The organism is Labrys wisconsinensis (assembly GCF_030814995.1).
Classification (GTDB): domain Bacteria; phylum Pseudomonadota; class Alphaproteobacteria; order Rhizobiales; family Labraceae; genus Labrys; species Labrys wisconsinensis.
This window is the reverse complement of record NZ_JAUSVX010000018.1, coordinates 120901-137306: the sequence shown is the minus strand read 5'-3', so window position 1 is coordinate 137306 and position 16406 is coordinate 120901. Positions and strand designations below refer to the sequence as shown.

The window sequence follows — 16406 nt, the reverse complement described above, 5'->3', positions numbered from 1 at the left end:
GGCCGGCCACGGGTCCGCTGCGGACGGCATTCTTGGCCGGTGGGAAGATCATCCTTGTGCCGGTGCGAGCATCGTGAGATGAGCACGTTGTGTTCTTCAATAGTTTTGGCGAATATTTGAATATAACAGGATTATGACGCGGCTTTCTTGGCATTGAAGCAATGTCAAATTCAGGTCATGTCGAAAAGTATTCATAGGATATTAAGCGGCGGCCCGCCATTGCCCGTTCGTAACCGATCTGGTGAGAACATCATGGTTCGCTTGGCCCTCCCGAAGCTGCGTCTGCGCCTGACGATCGCCCATAAGCTGGGCGCCCTCCTGGCCCTCCTGGTGCTCCTGGCCGCGGGCCTGTCGGCCTTCGCCCTGCGCCAGCTCGCGGAGGAGCAGGACCGTTCGGACGCCGTCGAGAAGGTCATGACCCTGGCGCTCCAGGCCCGCACGCTCGGCCAGGCGATTGAGCATGCCGTGGTCGCCGCCAACACCGTGTACACCGCCGAGGACAAGGAGGGGGCCAAGGCCGGATTCGAGGGGCTGCGCACCGCCCTCGATGCGGTGAAGGTCCAGGGCGACACCTTCATCGCGGCAGCCGGCGACCGCATCCCCGAGGCGGGGCGGCGCAAGCTCGACCGGTCGCTGAAGGAGTTCATCGCCTATCAGAGCGAGACCGCCGACATGGGCCTGACCATCTCGCCGAAGGCGGCCCTGCTCCAGGCCAGCGAGCCCGGCACGGTGGCGAGCCGCAACACCATGCTGAAGGACATCGCCGAGCTCGCCGGCACCTTCATCGCCGATGTCGAGCGCCAGCGCGGCGAGGCCGCCGCCGCGCGCCGCCGCGCCTTCGCCGCCTTCACGGTCGTGCCCGCTTCCGCCACCGGCATCGCGCTCCTCGCCGGGATCTGGCTGATCGTCAGCCAGATCCGCCGCCCGCTGCAGCGCCTGAGCACCGCCATGCGGGCGCTGGCGAACCAGGACCTCGATGCCGAGGTGCCCTTCACCGCCCGCCGCGACGACATCGGCGACATGGCGCGTGCCATCGGCGTGTTCCAGGCCGCGCTCAAGGAGCGCCGGCGGCTGGACGCCGACCGTCAGGGGACCCTCGCGGCCGAGGCGGCGCGGGCGGAGCGGCTGGCGGCCGGCAGCCGGGCCTTCCAGGAGGAGGTGCGGCGCATCATGGAGGGGCTGCAGACCTCCGCCGCGACGCTGGAGGCCTCGGCCGGCGCCCTGTCCGCCGCCTCGCTGGCGACCCGGGCGGAGGCCGAGATCGTGGCCCAGTCCTCGGCGACAGCGGCGCAGGCGGTCGAGGCCGCGGCCGGCGCCACGACGCAGCTCTCCGGCTCGACCCACGAGATCGGCGCCCGGGTGGCGACGGCCAGCGAGATGGCGACCGGCGCCCTGGGCGAGGCCCGCGGCACGGCGTCCGCGGTGGAATCCCTGGTTGCCGCCGCGGCCGAGATCGGCACCGTCGCCTCGCTCATCCGCGGCATCGCCCAGCAGACCAACCTGCTCGCCCTCAACGCGACGATCGAGGCGGCCCGGGCCGGCGAAGCCGGGCGCGGCTTCGCCGTGGTGGCCGCGGAGGTCAAGGCCCTCGCCCAGCAGACCGCCGGCGCCACCGACCAGATCACCGCCCTCATCGCCGCCATCCAGGCGGCGACGCAGAACACGCGGCAGGCCATGCTCGCCGTCGGCCAGGCGATCGAGGCGATGAGCGCCATCACCGCCGAGATCTCGGGCGCCGCGGTGCAGCAGCGCCAGGCGAGCGACGAGATCGCCACGGCGGTCTCGCACGCGGCGCGGGAGGCCGGCACCGTCGCCGCGACGATCCAGCGGGTGCGGGACGCGGCGCTCTCCAACGAGGCCCAGGCCGAAGGCGTGCGCGACGCCGGCGGCAAGCTGTCCGAGCACACCCGCGTGCTGCAGGACGCGGTGGCCGAGTTCCTGTCCCAGGTGCGGGCGGCGTGACGGCGCGGTGCCCCGGCCACACGGAGCTTCGGCCCGGATTGCTTGACCTCGGGCATCGGGAACCTCTAGGACGCTCAATCCGCTGCCCGCGGGGCAGCCGCGCCCAGGCCCGCCCATGCCCGATCCCTCGCCCGTCTTCGATCGCCTCTGCATCATCGGCATCGGCCTGATCGGCTCTTCGCTGCTGCGCGGCGCGCGCGTCCATGGCCTGGCGAAGACGCTGGTTGCCGCCGATCTCAGCCCCGACGTGCGCCGGCGGGTCGAGGAGCTCGGCATCGCCGACATCACCCTCGCCGATGCCGGCGAGGCGGTGAAGGGGGCCGACTGCGTCATCTGCTGCGTGCCCTCGGGCGCCTTCGCGGCGGTGGGCGCGGCCATCGGGCCGCATCTCGAACCCGGCGCCGTCGTCACCGACACCGGCTCGGTCAAGGGCGCGGTGATCGCCCAGCTCGCCCCGCATATGCCGGCCGGCGTGCATCTGGTGCCGGCCCATCCGGTGGCGGGCACCGAGCATTCCGGCCCGGACGCCGGCTTCGCCGAGCTGTTCGAGAACCGCTGGTGCATCTTCACCCCGGCCGCGGACGCCGATCCCGCCGCGGTGGCGAAGCTGCGCGCCTTCTGGGAAGGGCTCGGCGCCCGCATCGAGGTGATGACGGCCGAGCACCATGACCTGGTGCTGGCCATCACCAGCCACGTGCCGCATCTCATCGCCTACAACATCGTCGGCACGGCGGACGACCTGGAGGCGGTGACGCAGTCGGAGGTGATCAAGTTCTCCGCCGGCGGCTTCCGCGACTTCACCCGCATCGCCGCCTCCGACCCGACCATGTGGCGCGACGTCTTCCTCAACAACAAGCAGGCGGTGCTGGAGGTGCTCGGGCGCTTCACCGAGGACCTCGCCTATCTCCAGCGGGCCATCCGCTGGGGCGAAGGCGACAAGCTGTTCGAGCTCTTCGCCCGCACCCGCGCCGTGCGCCGCTCGATCATCGACATCGGCCAGGAGACGGCGGAGCCGGATTTCGGCCGCCGCCACAAGCCGCCGACGGCGCCTTGACCGGCGGCTGCCCGCTCCTTCACAAAACCCGTCGCATCGAAGCTAGCCGCTATCGAAATCGCGACCCTAAGCTGGGCGCAAGCTCCATCCCTCCGACAGGACACCCGTCCCCATGACCGAAACGGTGATCACTTCCGAGAAGCAGAAGGTCGTGCTCGGCTTCGACCGCCGGTTCGTGATGATCGGCGAGCGCATCAACCCCACCGGCCGCAAGCTCCTGGCCGAGGAGATGGCGCGCGGCGACTATACCCGCGTCGTCGCCGATGCCCTGGCGCAGGTCGAGGCCGGCGCGCAGATGCTCGACGTCAATGCCGGCATCCCGCTCGCCGACGAGCCGAAGATCCTGGCCGATTGCATCAAGCTGGTGCAGGACACCGTGCCGGTGCCGCTGTCGATCGATTCCTCGATCGTCGAGGCGCTGGAGGCGGGCCTGGCCGCCTACAAGGGCAAGCCGCTGCTCAACTCGGTCACCGGCGAGGAGGAGCGCCTGGAGCGGGTGCTGCCGCTGGTCAAGAAATACAATTGCGCGGTCGTTGCGATCTCCAACGACGAGACCGGGATCTCCGAGGACCCGAACGTGCGCTTCGAGGTGGCCAAGAAGATCGTCCACCGCGCCGCCGATTTCGGCATTCCGCACGAGGACATCGTGGTCGACCCGCTGGTGATGCCGGTGGGAGCGTTGAACGATGCCGGCCGCCAGCTCATGCACCTCCTGCGCCGCCTGCAGGGCGAGCTCAAGGTCAACACCACCTGCGGCGCCTCGAACTTCTCCTTCGGCCTGCCCAACCGCCGCGGCCTCAACTCCGCCTTCCTGCCGATGATGATCGGCGCCGGCATGACCTCGGCGATCATGAACCCGCTGCACCTGGAGGATATCCAGGCCATCCTCGGCGCCGACGTGGTGATGGGCCACGACCCCAACTGCATGAGCTGGATCCGCAAGTTCCGCGAGCCGCAGGCCGAGGGCGAGGCGTCGGGCGGCCGGCGCGACCGCGGCGAGCGCCGCCGCGCCCGCGGCTGAGGCACCCGCCTCCCGACCCGAGGAAGCGCCGCCCATGACCGATCCGCTGGTCTTCTTCTCCCCCTCCGGCAAGCGTGGGCGCTTTCCGGAAGGGACCTCCGTGCTCGAGGCGGCGCGGCGGCTCGGAGTCGACCTCGATTCGATCTGCGGCGGCCGCGGCATCTGCGGGCGCTGCCAGGTCGAGGTCGGCGAGGGCAGCTTCCCCAAGCTCGGCATCGTCTCGGCGCCGGACCACGTGACCGACTGGAACGCGGTCGAGGCGCGCTATGTCTCCAAGCGCGGGCCGCTGGACGGGGCGCGGCGCCTCGGCTGCCAGGCCAAGCTCTGCGCCGATGCCGTCATCGACGTGCCGCCGGACAGCCAGGTGCACCGCCAGGTCGTGCGCAAGAGCGCCGCCGTGCGCGACATCGAGATCGACCCGATCGTGCAGCTGCACTATGTCGAGGTGCGCGAGCCCGACATGCACGACCCCGCCAGCGATTTCCGCCGCCTGCAGGAGGCGCTGGCGCACCAGTGGAACGTGCCCGACGTCACCGCCCCGCTCTCGATCCTGCGCATCCTGCAGAAGACGCTTCGGGCCGGAAACTGGAGCGTCACCGTCGCGGTGCGCAAGAGCCGCGAGATCGTCGCCATCTGGCCGGGCCTGCGCGAGGCGGCGCACGGCCTTGCCGTCGACATCGGCTCCACCACCATCGCCGCCCATCTCTGCGACCTCAAGACCGGCGAGGTCGTCGCCTCGGCCGGGGTGATGAACCCGCAGATCCGCTTCGGCGAGGACGTGATGAGCCGCGTCTCCTACGTCATGATGAACCCGGGCGGGGAGGCCGAGCTCACCAGCGCGGTGCGCGACGCCCTGCGCGAGCTCGCCGCCTCGGTGGCGAAGGAGGCGGGCCTCGCCACCGCCGACATCCTCGGCATGACGGTCGTCGCCAACCCGATCATGCACCACCTCTTCCTCGGCGTGGACCCGACCGAGCTCGGCGGCGCGCCTTTTGCGCTGGCCGTCGACGGCGGCCTGGAGATCCCGGCCAAGGAGTTCGGGCTCGACTTCGCGCCCAATGCCTATGTCTATGTCCTGCCCTGCATCGCCGGCCATGTCGGCGCGGACACCGCCGGCGTGGTGCTGTCGGAGGGCCCCTACCTCAAGGACGAGGTGACGCTGCTGGTCGACGTCGGCACCAATGCCGAGATCGTGCTCGGCAACCGCAACAAGCTGCTCGCCTGCTCCTCGCCCACCGGCCCGGCCTTCGAGGGCGGCCAGATCGCCTCGGGCCAGCGCGCCGCGCCCGGCGCCATCGAGCGCGTGCGCATCGACAGGCAGACGCTGGAGCCGCGCTACAAGGTGATCGGCTCCGACCTCTGGTCCGACGAGCCCGGCTTCGCCGAGGCGACGGCCGGGACCGGCGTCACCGGCATCTGCGGCTCCGGCATCATCGAGGTGATCGCCGAGATGCTGCTGGCCGGGCTGATCACGCCCGATGGCGTCGTCGATGGCGCCATGGCGGCGCGCACGCCGCGCATCGAGAGCGACGGCCGCACCTTCCGCTACGTGATTCGTGAGGGCGAGCCGCGCATCGCCATCATCCAGAACGACGTGCGCGCCGTGCAGCTCGCCAAGGCGGCGCTCTATGCCGGCGCGCGCCTCCTGATGGACCGCTACGGCGTCGCCACGGTCGACCGCATCACGCTCGCCGGCGCCTTCGGCAGCCATATCGACGTCAGGCACGCCATGATCCTCGGCCTGGTGCCGGACTGCGATCTCGACAAGGTCGGCTCGGCCGGCAACGCCGCCGGCACCGGCGCGCGCATCGCCCTGCTCAACGCCGCGGCGCGCCGCGAGATCGAGGAGGTGGTGCGCGGCATCGAGAAGGTCGAGACCGCGATCGAGCCCTCCTTCCAGGCCCATTTCGTCGGCGCCATGGCGATCCCGCACAAGACCGACCCGTTCCCGCACCTGGAGGCCGCCCTCGGCCTCACCTTCAAGCGTGGCTCGAGCGAGGGGGAAGCCCGCGAAGGCCGGGGCGGGCGCGAGCGCCGCCGAGGCCGGCTGGCGGCGGAGTAGGGCCCTCGTCTTCGCCGCCGGGCTCGGCTATAGCCTGCAGCCATGTCGACCGCTTCGTTCCAGGGCTTCGGCCCCAAGGCGCTGCCCTTCTTCCGCGCCCTCGATTTCCACCAGGACCGGGCCTGGTTCGCCGAGAACCGCGCCATCTACGACGCCGACGTGCTCGGGCCGCTCGGCGCCTTCGTCGCCGACCTCAGCGCGGCCTGCGCCGCCCGCGGCCTGCCGCTGCGCGGCAGCCCCAAGGGCTCGATCTTCCGCATCCACCGCGACGTGCGCTTCTCCAAGGACAAGCGCCCTTACAAGACCCATGCCGGCGCCCTGCTCACCCGCTCCGGCGCCAAGACCGATCCCGGCTGCTTCTACATCCACATCGCGCCCGAGGGCTGCTTCTGCGCCGCCGGCTTCTATGATCTGGAGCCGCCGCGCCTCGCCGCCGTGCGTCAGGCCCTGGTCGAGGGCCCGCAGCGCTTTGCCGCGATGGCCGAGACCCTGGCGGCGGCCGGCCACGCCCTCGACCGGCGCTGGAGCCTCACCCGCCCGCCGCGCGAGGCGGCCGGCATCGCCGACCCCGCCCTGGTCGAGGCCCTCAAGCTCAAGTCCTACCTGGTGACCCGGCCGATCGAGGCCGAGGCCATCGCCGGCCCGGGCCTGGTGGCGGACTGCGCCGGCTTCGTCGAGGAAGCCCTGCCGCTGCTGCGTTTCGGCTGGGACGTCCTCGACCGGCTGGAACCCGAGCGCGGCTGAAGCGCGCGCCCCGCAAAACCACTTGACGCCGCGCCCCCGACAAGGCTTTCGTCGCTCCGCGCAGCCCGCGTCCGCGTCCCGGTAGCTCAGCAGGATAGAGCAACGGTTTCCTAAACCGTAGGTCAGGGGTTCGAATCCCTTCCGGGACGCCAACGGCTCTCTCGCGTTGCACTTCCAGTGCTGGGGAATAGTGAGGACTTGGAGCGAGGGGCCAAGGCCTTCGTCGCCACGGCGTATGTGTGAGTCTTATGCAGTGTCACCGGAACTTGTTGTCGGCGCGCATCCCAGCAATCAGATCTCGTGCAATTGTCACAACGGACTGCTAACGAAGCGTCAGTCCAGATTGCGTCCCGGCGTCTGGGCTCGGGCCGTCAGCCCTTTTCAGCCCCCCCAAGGCCCCGCTGACGGCCCGTTCCCCCTCGGGGGTGGGGCGATGGTCGGCGGCTCGCCGGCATGCTCCGGACGACCCTTCGGTGGTGCTCCCAAGCGCATTTGAACAGGCCGATTTCCGCCACTCGAAACTTGTCCAAAATGGTCGACGCGTTCGCGCAATTTGGTTCGCGCGCTATAGCACGGCGCGCGTGCGAGTCTTGTACACTGTCGCCTGGACTCCGAGAATCCCTCTATTCCTGCTGATGGGTGGGGGCAGAGTTGGAGGATGCAGCGTGCCGTTTCCTCGTCACGTCGACGGCGGCTGCTCGCTTTCGATCGCGCGCATGGCGATCTCGACGCTTGCCATGCCGGCCAGGAAAAGGCCCGTGGTCCAGGCCAGTTGCTCCCAGGCGTTTCCGCTCAAGGCCGAGCCGAAAAAGAAGGCGGCGAGCACGGTTGGCACCGCGAAAATCGCCGACAGAACTCTGTGTCCGATACGCGTCGACATGGCAGCGAGCCCAAAATGGGAATTGGCCGTGATCGCTGCAAGCCCTGTGCCTCAATCCCAGCGATCGGTCATGCAGGCGCTGGCAGAGGTCGTGGTGCTGCTCGGGGCGCAAATGTGCCCGCGGCGGGCGCCCTGTCGAGCCGTCGACATTGCAGTGGTGCCGCATCGGGGGCTGACCGGCGGCTGCGCCGTGGGACCGTCCCAGGCCCCCTAGACGCGCCGGGAATATCGGCTGCCTTGCACGGCAGGTCAGCCGCCCGTCGTCGCGACGGCACTCAGAAGGGTGAAATCAGCCATGGGGGCTCCAATGAAAGAGCTGCCCGAAAGCCGCGATGACGTCGGGGCATCTTGGCCTTGACGGAGTCAGCCATGTTTGGTGAGGTGTCGCGGGTAGAAGGCTGGCATCTACGCAACTACACACAGATGGCTGAGGGTGGAAATGCCGATCATCGAACATAGATCCGTGCCGCGTCTGAAATCTGAAAGCATGTGGCTTCGCAAGTATCACAAGAATGTTACATCGAAGAACGGTCAGGATGGAATCTTCGAAAAGATCTTTGATATAATTGGTAGTGGACAAAAATGGTGCGTCGAGTTCGGCGCTCGTGACGGAATTACTGGTAGTAACACTTGGAATTTGATCAACAATCACAACTGGTCGGGCGTGTTGATCGAAGGGAACGAGAAGGATCACCGCAAGCTCGTCGATAACTATCGGAACAATGCTCGCGTGCACCCGGTCCATGCCTTCGTCGCTTCATCCGGCGAGCAGTCGCTGGACACGATCTTATCCCGGACGCCGATCCCGACCGACTTCGATCTCTGCGGCATCGATATTGACGGAAACGATTGGCACATGTGGGCAGGCCTGACGAACTATAAGCCGCGCGTCGTGTGCATCGAGTTCAATCACACCGTCCCCAACGATGTCTATTTCGTTCAGGATGATGACCCGGACGTCAACCAAAGCTGCTCTCTGCTCGCCCTGATCGAGCTTGGCAAGAGCAAGGGCTACGAACTGGTGGCGACCACATCGTGGGATGGCATCTTCGTTCGGTCCGAGTATTTTCACATGTTCGGTATCAAGGATAACTCGATCGATGCCATGTGGTCGCCGGGAAAACGTGAAACGAAGATGTTTCAGTGCTGTGACGGGACAATTTATACAGCCGGTCTGCAAGAACTTATGTGGTTCAAGATCCCGTTCCGCCCGGACGAACTGCAGGTACTCCCTGAGTCCATGCGGCACTATCACAATGAGATGTCCATCGTGAAGCGGGCGCAGAAGACGACAGAGAAGTTCTCTTCAGTGTTCCGGCGTGACAAGTTCCCGCGGGCGGCCGAGTAGGCGTCAGGCCAGGTTCGCTTCGCCCTTCCAGGTCGCACCGGCGCCGGCACCCGTCGGTCCGAGGCGGAGGCCCAGCGCGTGTTCGCCGCCGGCTGTGACGATGCCCGACGATGTCCAGCCGCGGGAGGCCGCCGGCACCAGGACGTCGTTGCCGTCGATCGTGATGGTGCTGGCGTCGTTGTCGCGGATTCCGTCGAGGCCGTCGTGTTGCTCGGGGCGCAAATGTGCCGCGGCGGGTGCCCTGCCGCGCCGCCGACATTGATGGCAGTGGTGCCGCCATCGGGGCCGACTTGCAGTTGCGCCGTGGCGCCGTCCCAGGCCCCATAGACACGCCAGGAATATCGGCCGCCTTGCACGGCAGGCCGGCCGGCCGTCCGTCGCTGCGGCGGCACTCGGAAGGATGAAATCGGCCATGGGGGCTCCAATGAAAAGGCCGTCCGAAGGCGACGCACGGGATACGATCAAGGCAGCGAGACCGCACTCGGTTCACTTGCCGTTCCCACAAAGAAAGGCGTATGTTCCGTGGTGCTAGGGCGGGGGCCTTGCAATGCTCATTTCTGCGAAGAATGCCGTAGTGAGTTTTGGAGTATCTTGTCAGACGGCTTATCAAATCCGTCGACATCAGCGGTTGATTTCCGCTGCGCTCAATGATCAGGACCTGGAATGGCAACCGTCATTCTTCGATAATCTGATAGCACCAGCTTCTGCAGTGGTATCCATGTTTTCGTCGGAGGGGATTGCTGGGGTTCGCGCTGATGAAATCGAATTATATCAGCGTGTTCGATGGACGAGGCACGGTTTATTCTTTTGGCATGAGCAGTTCGACAAAACTATTTTATCAAGTAAATACACATATCTTTTGAAAAAGACAATAGATTTAATGAATTCGGCCGACAATATAGTATGCGTATTTTCGAACACGCAGAATAATCTAATTGATCTGTCACAGGAGATTGAAGGTGTAAATCCGCACATCTATGAGAGAGATGAGGATGAAATTATAAGAATTATCGGGCGTTACTTTGGGGGTAAATGTCGATTTCTGTTTGTGAAAAATCCAGATATCGGAGGTGACCGGCATGTCATCGGCAATTCTCGCGGTTATATAATTGAACACAACACTGCCACGTGGCATGGAAACGCGACGGCGTGGCAATTTATTTTCCGACAGTTCTTCGGACATTATGATGATGTTCCAGACGATCGCGCCATGGATCGCCTGAAATATCTTTCTGAGCGGTATGAGGCGCTGCTGCATAGGCACGCAACACTTCGCCGCCAACATCGTGCGCTGCGCGAGAAGCTGGACGAAATCGCTCCGACGTGAAGGCCGGCGGCGGAATGGTCGGGCCAGGTTCGCCTTACCCTTCTCTGGTCGCGCTTACGCCGGCGACGGTGCAATGCCAACCCGGTGGCGATCCGGGTGCCTCGGCGCAGCCGGCACGCCATGTCGCCCCAATCACCAAGATCCCGACCACGCCGGGGGCCTGCGGCACAGGTCGCGAGTGCAATGCCCAAGGACACGAACAAGCAATGTTGCTGGCGTCCGCTTTGCGTCGGCCCGGATTGGGGTCGCCGATCGCCATCATCAAGAGGCCTCGAGCCAACGCCTCCATCTTCGTGGCGTCGCCGGGCGCAAACCATTCCGGCACCGGCTCTGCTTCGGCCCCAGCCTTCGCCTTGCTCCGGGGAGGTCGCGAAGGCTGGTCATCGAAAGGGAACTCACACACGTTCCAGATCGATCCGAGTGGACGCGCGAAAACGTCGGAGCCGTAGCGCGCAACGCTTTCGCGCGGAATGTCACGACGTCAGTTGTGCGAATGCGTGTGAGCGCTCGCGGTATGCTTATGCGCGAGCTCGCTGTGCTCGTGAGCCGCAGTCGCATGCCGCTTGGCTTCGTCGTGCTCGCCAAGCGCGTGATGATGCTTGGCCTGGTGATGATGGTGGGCGGCCGCGTGATGATGCGCGGCGGCCGAGTGATGGTGTTCGTCTGCGGGATGTTCCGGAGCCTGAGACATGTCGGTTTCCTCCTGCCGTTTTCAGAGTATCGACCATGCACCCCCAATCCGCCTCGGAACCAAAGTCGAATCCTGCGACGCCTTGATGTCGTTCGGGGCGGCCGGGCCGTCATGGCGACTTGCCATGCGCGGCAAGACCCGCCGCATCGCCTCCCCGCCGTGTCCAAACAGTCTCTACGCCAGCACGAAATTCTCCGGCACCGGCGCCGCCGGCAGGTCCGTCTCCCCCAGCGCTTCCAGGATGTCGATCTCGATCGTGCGGCAGATGGCCGTCACCGGCAGGCTGTTCTCGGTGGCGCCGAAGGGGGTGACGAGCTCGTCGCCGAGCACGTCGAGGCCGAAGAAGGTGTAGGAGACGATGGTGGCGAACAGCGGCGTCCACAGGCCCATGCTGTCGGCCAGGCCGAAGGGCAGCAGGAAGCAGAACAGGTAGGCCGTGCGGTGCAGCAGCAGCGAATAGGCGAAGGGCAGCGGCGTCGACTTGATGCGCTCGGCGGCGGCGAGCTCGCCTGACAGGGCGGTGACGCGCTCCTCCAGCGTCTGCGCGATCTGCGCGCTGATCTGTCCGCGGCCAAGGGCCGCGGCGATCGCGCCGCTCATCAGGGCGAGCACGCGGTTGGGCGCGTGGCGGCTCGCCGCCACCTGGGCGCGGTCGGCGGCATCGAGATGGCGCAGCGCCGCCTCGTCCGGCGTTGCCTCGCCGAGATGGCAGCGCAGGGCGTCGCAGAACGCCGTGGCCAGCAGCGCCAGGCGCCGGGCTGCCGCCGGGTCGGCGTCGAGATAGGCCAGCGCCTGCCGGGCGAGGCCGCGCGCGTCGATCACCATCTGGCCGAGGATCTTGCGCGCCTCCCACCAGCGGTCATAGCTCGCGGTGTTGCGAAAGGCGGCGAAGATCGACAGCGCCACGCCGATCAGCGAGAAGGGCAGCGCCGCGATCGGCGGCAGGCGGATCGCGCCGTGCGTCTCCAGGAGCGTCACCGCCGCCGAGATCAGGGCGACCAGCAGCATCTGCGGCCAGATCTGCGGCACGATCGAGCCGCGCAGGATGAAGAACAGTTCCCACGGGCGGGGATTCCGGCGGACGATCACGGCTGGGGCACATCAGGGGCGGGACAGGACGCCCTGCCATGCCCCGCCGCAGCGGCGCATGCAAGAGCGATCCGCCCCGACGCCGGCTGCGCTCGAACCCGGCGGGCTCAGCCGTGATCCCCGCGCTGCGGCGAGCCGTGGTGCTGGGCGATGCGCCAGTTGCCGCCCTGCCGCACCAGCACCCAGGTCATGCGGTAGGGCACCGGCGTCTCGCCGTCGGCGAACGCGACCGGGCCGGCGGTCGCCGCCACGTCCGTGCCGAGGGCCGTCACCCGCGGCATCGGATAGGCCTTCACGCGCACGTCCGGGCCGAGCCGGCCGAAATAGGCGCGGATCGCGGCGCGGCCGACCTGCAGCGCGTCCACCGAGCCGAACAGGGTGGCGTCCTCCGTGTAGAGCTGCTCGTGCCTGTCGAGGTCGCGGCTGTTGAAGGCCTCGATCCAGTGCCGCAGCAGGCTCTCGACCGTCGGTGTGTCGACCATCGCATCCTCCCCTTCCTCCCGCCAGCCTGCCCTGCGCCGACGTCGGCCGCAACCGGGATGGTCAGGCCGGTGCCATCTGCGGCCGGAACCGCCACAGCGCCAGGGCGCCGAGGATCACGAACAGCGCCAGCACGGCGATCTGCGCTTCCAGGAAGGGCGGCTCGGACTGCGTCGGCGCCAGCGCCTGCAGCGCCGGCAGCTTCTGGAAGGCCTGAGCCACCGCGACGAAGGCGTTGAGGTAGAGCGCCAGCACCGCGGCGACCACGTAGGCCGGCCGCCAGAGGCCGGCGAGGCGTGCGCCGTAGAGCGCCAGCAGCGCCACCGCGAGCACCACCAGCGAGATGAGGCCGACCACATGGGCCGGGCCGATGGCGCGGAAGGGGAACAGGAAGCCCGTGGCGCTGGTGGCCACCGTGGTGGCGAGGAACAGGGCGGTCCACCCCGATGCTCGCCGGCCCGCGATCATGGCGCCGAGCACGACGAGGCCGGCGAGGAGGCCCGCCAGGCTGATCAGCACATGCACCAGCGTGAAGGTTGCTATCGACAATCCCAGGATCATGACATCCCCTCGAGCCCTTGCATCGGGCCCGTCATTCGCTGGCCCGGCTCAGCCTAGATCAAAGCGCCTTTGGGCGGAAACGCTGCTTTGCCCTCACACCTGGTTTCGGCGCGCCTTTGCGAGTCTCGGCGAGTCGGCCAAGTCGCAGAACGCCTGGGCACGGCTGGGCGCCGCGCGCATGGAGCGGCCGCTCCCGCCGCGGTCGGGGGCGGCTGCTGCGACGCGCGCGACAGGGCGCGGTCGCTCTGCTATCCTGCCGTGCGGTCCTCGGCGCGGGCTCCCTCGCGCGCCTCGTGCCGGAGGGCTTGCGCCACAAGGCGCCTGCCGCCGGCGGCAGCGCCGGTCCGGCAGGGTGCGCGACGATGCTCAGGGACAGGCGCAGCGAACCACGCACCCGGGTGAACTACCGGGTCTGGCTTGCTTTCGACGACGAGACCGCGCTGGTGCCCTGCCGGCTGATCGACATCTCCGCCGGCGGAGCGCGGCTGCAGGCGCCGCTCGCGCCGGTGCCGGACTGCTTCACCATGAAGTTCTCCGAGACGTCGGGCGGATCCCGCTTCTGCCTCGTCACCTGGCGGGCCGGCGACGAGATCGGCGTGCAGTTCATGGACACGCTGCGGGCCTGAGCCGTTTCTCCCGAGCCCGCCGAGCCGGCCTGCGCGCTCCACCCGCTCAGGCGGCGGCGACGTCCGCGAGGAAGCGTTCCACCGTCCGGTCGAGCGCCGAGCTCGCCTCGGCGACGCCGGCCGCCATGTCGCGCACCGTGACGGCGGCGTCGGTCGCATCCCCGGCGACGCGGCTGAGATCGGCCATGGTGCCGACCACGGCCTGGGTCCCGTCGGCCGCGCCCTGGGCGTTGCGGCTGATCTCGACCGTCGCAGCGCCCTGCTGGCTGACGGCGGCGGCGATCGAGTTGGTATAGGTGTTCACCTCGCGCATCAGCTGGGCGATGGTGTCGATCGCGGTGACCGCGTCGCCGGTCGAGACCTGGATCTCGCTGACCTGGGCGGCGATCTCCTGCGTAGCGAGCGCGGTCTGGCTCGCCAGGGCCTTGACCTCCGCCGCCACCACGGCGAAGCCCCGGCCGGCCACGCCCGCCCGTGCCGCTTCGATGGTGGCGTTGAGGGCGAGCAGGTTGGTCTGCTCGGCGATCGAGCGGATCAGGTTGACCGCCTCGCCGATGCGATTGGCCGCCGTGGCGAGCTGCGCCACCTTGTCGTTGGAGGCGCCGGCCTGGCGGCTGGCATTGCCGACCACCGTGACCGTCTCGGCGACGCGGCTGTCGATCTCGCGGATCGAGGCCGCCAGCTCCTCCGCCGCGGCGGCGACGGTGTCGACGTTGCGGGAGGCGACCTGCGAAGCCCCGCTCGCCTCGCCCGCGCGGGAGAGCGATTCCCCCGCCACCTCGGTCAGGCGCCCGGACGTCGCCTGCATCGTCTCCGCGTCCCGCCGCACGGCTGCGAGCGTCGCGGCGGCCTCGCCGCGGAAGCGGTCGATCAGGGTCTCGATGCGCGCCTGGCGCTCGGCGCGGGCCTGCTGCTCACCCTCGGCGGCCGTTTCGAGCCGGCGCCGTTCCAGCGCATTGTCGCGGAACACCGCGACGGCGCGGCTCATCTCGCCGATCTCGTCGGCGCGCTTGAGCGCCGGCGCGTCCACCTCGGTCTGGCCGGCGGCGAGCCGGCGCATCACGCCGGTCAGCAGCGACACAGGCCGGGCGATCATGCGCGAGGCGGCCCAGCCCACCAGCAGCGCGAGCAGCGCCGCCAGGGCGCAGGCCCCGCCCAGCATGGCGATGTTGGCGCGGCTGCCCTCGGCGGCCTGGCGGCGCTGCACGTCGACCAGCGCGGCGATGGCTTCGCCGGCCCGCTGGGACTGCGCGCGCGCCGTGTCGCGCGCGCCGGCCACCCGCTGGGCGGCATCGGCCAGGCTGGCGAAGGCGCTGCGATAGCCCTCGATCTCGGTGCTGGCATTGCCGAGCCCGTTGCTGGACAGCATCTTGGCGAAGCCGCCGACCGCGTCGAGCGCTTCCTTGACGCCGGCCTTGCCGGCCTCGCTCGGGGCGAGGCGGTAGGCGAGCGTCTTGGCGAACAGGGTGGCGATCTTCTCGCGGAAGCTCTTGGCGATGGCGGTGAGCATCTTGGTGCCGCTCGCCTTCGAGCGGTTGGCGGCGGCCTGCTTGGCCGCTTCGGCCGCAGCCGACGCGGCCGCGTCCTGCAGGGCGTCGATCGAGCCGTAGAGGCCGACGAGCACCGGGCGGACGCGGGCATCGCCGGCACCGTCCGCCGCGGCCGCATCCGGCGTGCCGAGGGCCTGGAGCAGCGGCTGCAGCGCCGCCACGCCGGCGACGAGCGCCCGGGCGGTCGGCTGCTGGGCCACCGCGACCTGGTTGGCGATGTCGGCGGCGATCGGGGTGAGGGCGCTGCCCGCTTCGCGGGCCGCGGCGAGCTCGGCGCCGCCCGGCCGCAGCATGTGCAACTCCACCGATTGCGCCTTGGCCCGTGCCGCGGCCAGGGCGCCCTGCAGGGCCGCGAGGGTCTTGCCCTCGATCTCGCCGACCGTGATCTGCTCGTCGGTCTGCCCCCTGCGGGCATCCGCCTCCTTCTCCGCGGCGGTCGCCGTGGCGCCGATCGCCGTGAAGGCGGCGTCCATGTTGCGGATCGCGTCGGCGGAGGCGGCGGAGGCGGTTTCCAGCGCGGCGAGCGCGGTGCGGAAGCTGTCGAGGGAGGCGGCGAGACCGGCGGCCTCGGCCGGAGCGAGGCCGTCGAGGCCGTCGACCAGGCCCGCCGCGCGGACGATGGACTGGCGCGCCTGCGCCACCGCGCCCGGCTCCTGCGTCGAGATGAAGCGCTCCATCGCGTTGCCCGCGGCGTTCACCGAGGCCAGGATCTCCGCCGAGGCGCTGGTCGTCGTCACCACCTTGCCGAGCTGGCCGAGACCGAGAAAGCCGAAGCCGGCAATGCCGGCGGCCACCAGCACGAGGGCCGTCACCCCGGCGCCGATCTTCATCGAGATGGACCGGTCGGCGACCAGTTTCGAAAGCGGCATGGACGTTCCCCCCTCCATTGTGGCTTTTCTGCCGCAACGGAATAGGGCCGGATTCGTGCAAATTTGGTAAAAGCCCGATGAATCGGCTGGCGAACGATCCCGGCGGCAGACCCAACGGCTGCCGCCGGCGATGCTGGCCGCG

Annotated in this window: 15 protein-coding genes and 1 tRNA gene; 9 read left to right on the top strand and 7 right to left on the bottom strand. The window is 68.6% G+C overall.

Annotation, left to right across the window (positions count from 1 at the left end):
- The first annotated feature begins 252 nt into the window (after window positions 1-252).
- The 6 genes from QO011_RS34265 to QO011_RS34240 all read left to right on the top strand — a co-directional run bounded on the left by QO011_RS34265 (window position 253) and on the right by QO011_RS34240 (window position 6995).
- On the top strand, window positions 253-1962 hold the full coding sequence (locus tag QO011_RS34265; protein WP_307282529.1) for a methyl-accepting chemotaxis protein: 1710 nt from the start codon (window positions 253-255) through the stop codon (window positions 1960-1962).
- Between the two features lie 115 nt (window positions 1963-2077).
- Entirely contained in the window at window positions 2078-3016 is a 939-nt protein-coding gene (locus QO011_RS34260) for a prephenate/arogenate dehydrogenase family protein (protein WP_307282527.1), read from the top strand.
- Between the two features lie 112 nt (window positions 3017-3128).
- Window positions 3129-4037 carry a dihydropteroate synthase gene (locus tag QO011_RS34255; RefSeq protein WP_307282526.1) on the top strand — a complete coding sequence of 303 codons (909 nt, stop codon included), beginning with the start codon at window positions 3129-3131 and terminating at the stop codon, window positions 4035-4037.
- Window positions 4038-4071: 34 nt separating this feature from the next.
- Window positions 4072-6099 (top strand): ASKHA domain-containing protein, encoded by a 2028-nt coding sequence (locus QO011_RS34250; protein ID WP_307282524.1) that lies wholly within the window; start codon window positions 4072-4074, stop codon window positions 6097-6099.
- A gap of 42 nt (window positions 6100-6141) precedes the next feature.
- On the top strand, window positions 6142-6843 hold the full coding sequence (locus QO011_RS34245) for a DUF2461 domain-containing protein (protein ID WP_307282522.1): 702 nt from the start codon (window positions 6142-6144) through the stop codon (window positions 6841-6843).
- 75 nt (window positions 6844-6918) lie between these two features.
- Window positions 6919-6995, top strand: a tRNA-Arg gene (locus tag QO011_RS34240).
- Window positions 6996-7522: 527 nt separating this feature from the next.
- Here the strand turns inward: QO011_RS34240 and QO011_RS34235 are convergent.
- Window positions 7523-7723 carry a hypothetical protein gene (locus QO011_RS34235; protein ID WP_307282520.1) on the bottom strand — a complete coding sequence of 67 codons (201 nt, stop codon included), beginning with the start codon at window positions 7721-7723 and terminating at the stop codon, window positions 7523-7525.
- A 439-nt stretch (window positions 7724-8162) separates the two neighbouring features.
- On the opposite strand from QO011_RS34235, the gene QO011_RS34230 reads away from it, so the two are divergent.
- Complete coding sequence (locus QO011_RS34230) at window positions 8163-9071, top strand: hypothetical protein (protein ID WP_307282518.1); 909 nt, start codon at window positions 8163-8165, stop codon at window positions 9069-9071.
- 3 nt (window positions 9072-9074) lie between these two features.
- Here the strand turns inward: QO011_RS34230 and QO011_RS34225 are convergent, their stop codons facing one another.
- The gene (locus QO011_RS34225) at window positions 9075-9293 is read right to left on the bottom strand and encodes a hypothetical protein (RefSeq protein ID WP_307282515.1); all 219 of its coding nucleotides are present in this window, start codon (window positions 9291-9293) and stop codon (window positions 9075-9077) included.
- A gap of 325 nt (window positions 9294-9618) precedes the next feature.
- On the opposite strand from QO011_RS34225, the gene QO011_RS34220 reads away from it, so the two are divergent.
- A complete protein-coding gene (locus tag QO011_RS34220; protein ID WP_307282513.1) occupies window positions 9619-10398 on the top strand; it encodes a hypothetical protein in 780 nt (259 codons plus the stop codon).
- Window positions 10399-10879: 481 nt separating this feature from the next.
- Here QO011_RS34220 and QO011_RS34215 read toward each other — a convergent pair whose 3' ends face one another.
- The 4 genes from QO011_RS34215 to QO011_RS34200 form a co-directional block, all read right to left on the bottom strand.
- Window positions 10880-11089 (bottom strand): hypothetical protein, encoded by a 210-nt coding sequence (locus tag QO011_RS34215; protein WP_307282511.1) that lies wholly within the window; start codon window positions 11087-11089, stop codon window positions 10880-10882.
- 174 nt (window positions 11090-11263) lie between these two features.
- Window positions 11264-12178, bottom strand: a complete 915-nt coding sequence (locus tag QO011_RS34210; protein WP_307282509.1) for a bestrophin family protein — start codon at window positions 12176-12178, stop codon at window positions 11264-11266.
- A 107-nt stretch (window positions 12179-12285) separates the two neighbouring features.
- Window positions 12286-12660, bottom strand: a complete 375-nt coding sequence (locus QO011_RS34205) for an SgcJ/EcaC family oxidoreductase (protein ID WP_307282506.1) — start codon at window positions 12658-12660, stop codon at window positions 12286-12288.
- Between the two features lie 61 nt (window positions 12661-12721).
- The gene (locus tag QO011_RS34200) at window positions 12722-13219 is read right to left on the bottom strand and encodes a hypothetical protein (protein WP_307282504.1); all 498 of its coding nucleotides are present in this window, start codon (window positions 13217-13219) and stop codon (window positions 12722-12724) included.
- Between the two features lie 362 nt (window positions 13220-13581).
- Here QO011_RS34200 and QO011_RS34195 point away from each other — a divergent pair, with 362 nt between their 5' ends.
- Window positions 13582-13845, top strand: a complete 264-nt coding sequence (locus tag QO011_RS34195; protein WP_307282502.1) for a PilZ domain-containing protein — start codon at window positions 13582-13584, stop codon at window positions 13843-13845.
- Window positions 13846-13891: 46 nt separating this feature from the next.
- Here QO011_RS34195 and QO011_RS34190 read toward each other — a convergent pair whose 3' ends face one another.
- The gene (locus QO011_RS34190; RefSeq protein ID WP_307282500.1) at window positions 13892-16264 is read right to left on the bottom strand and encodes a methyl-accepting chemotaxis protein; all 2373 of its coding nucleotides are present in this window, start codon (window positions 16262-16264) and stop codon (window positions 13892-13894) included.
- Between the last annotated feature and the right edge of the window lie 142 nt (window positions 16265-16406).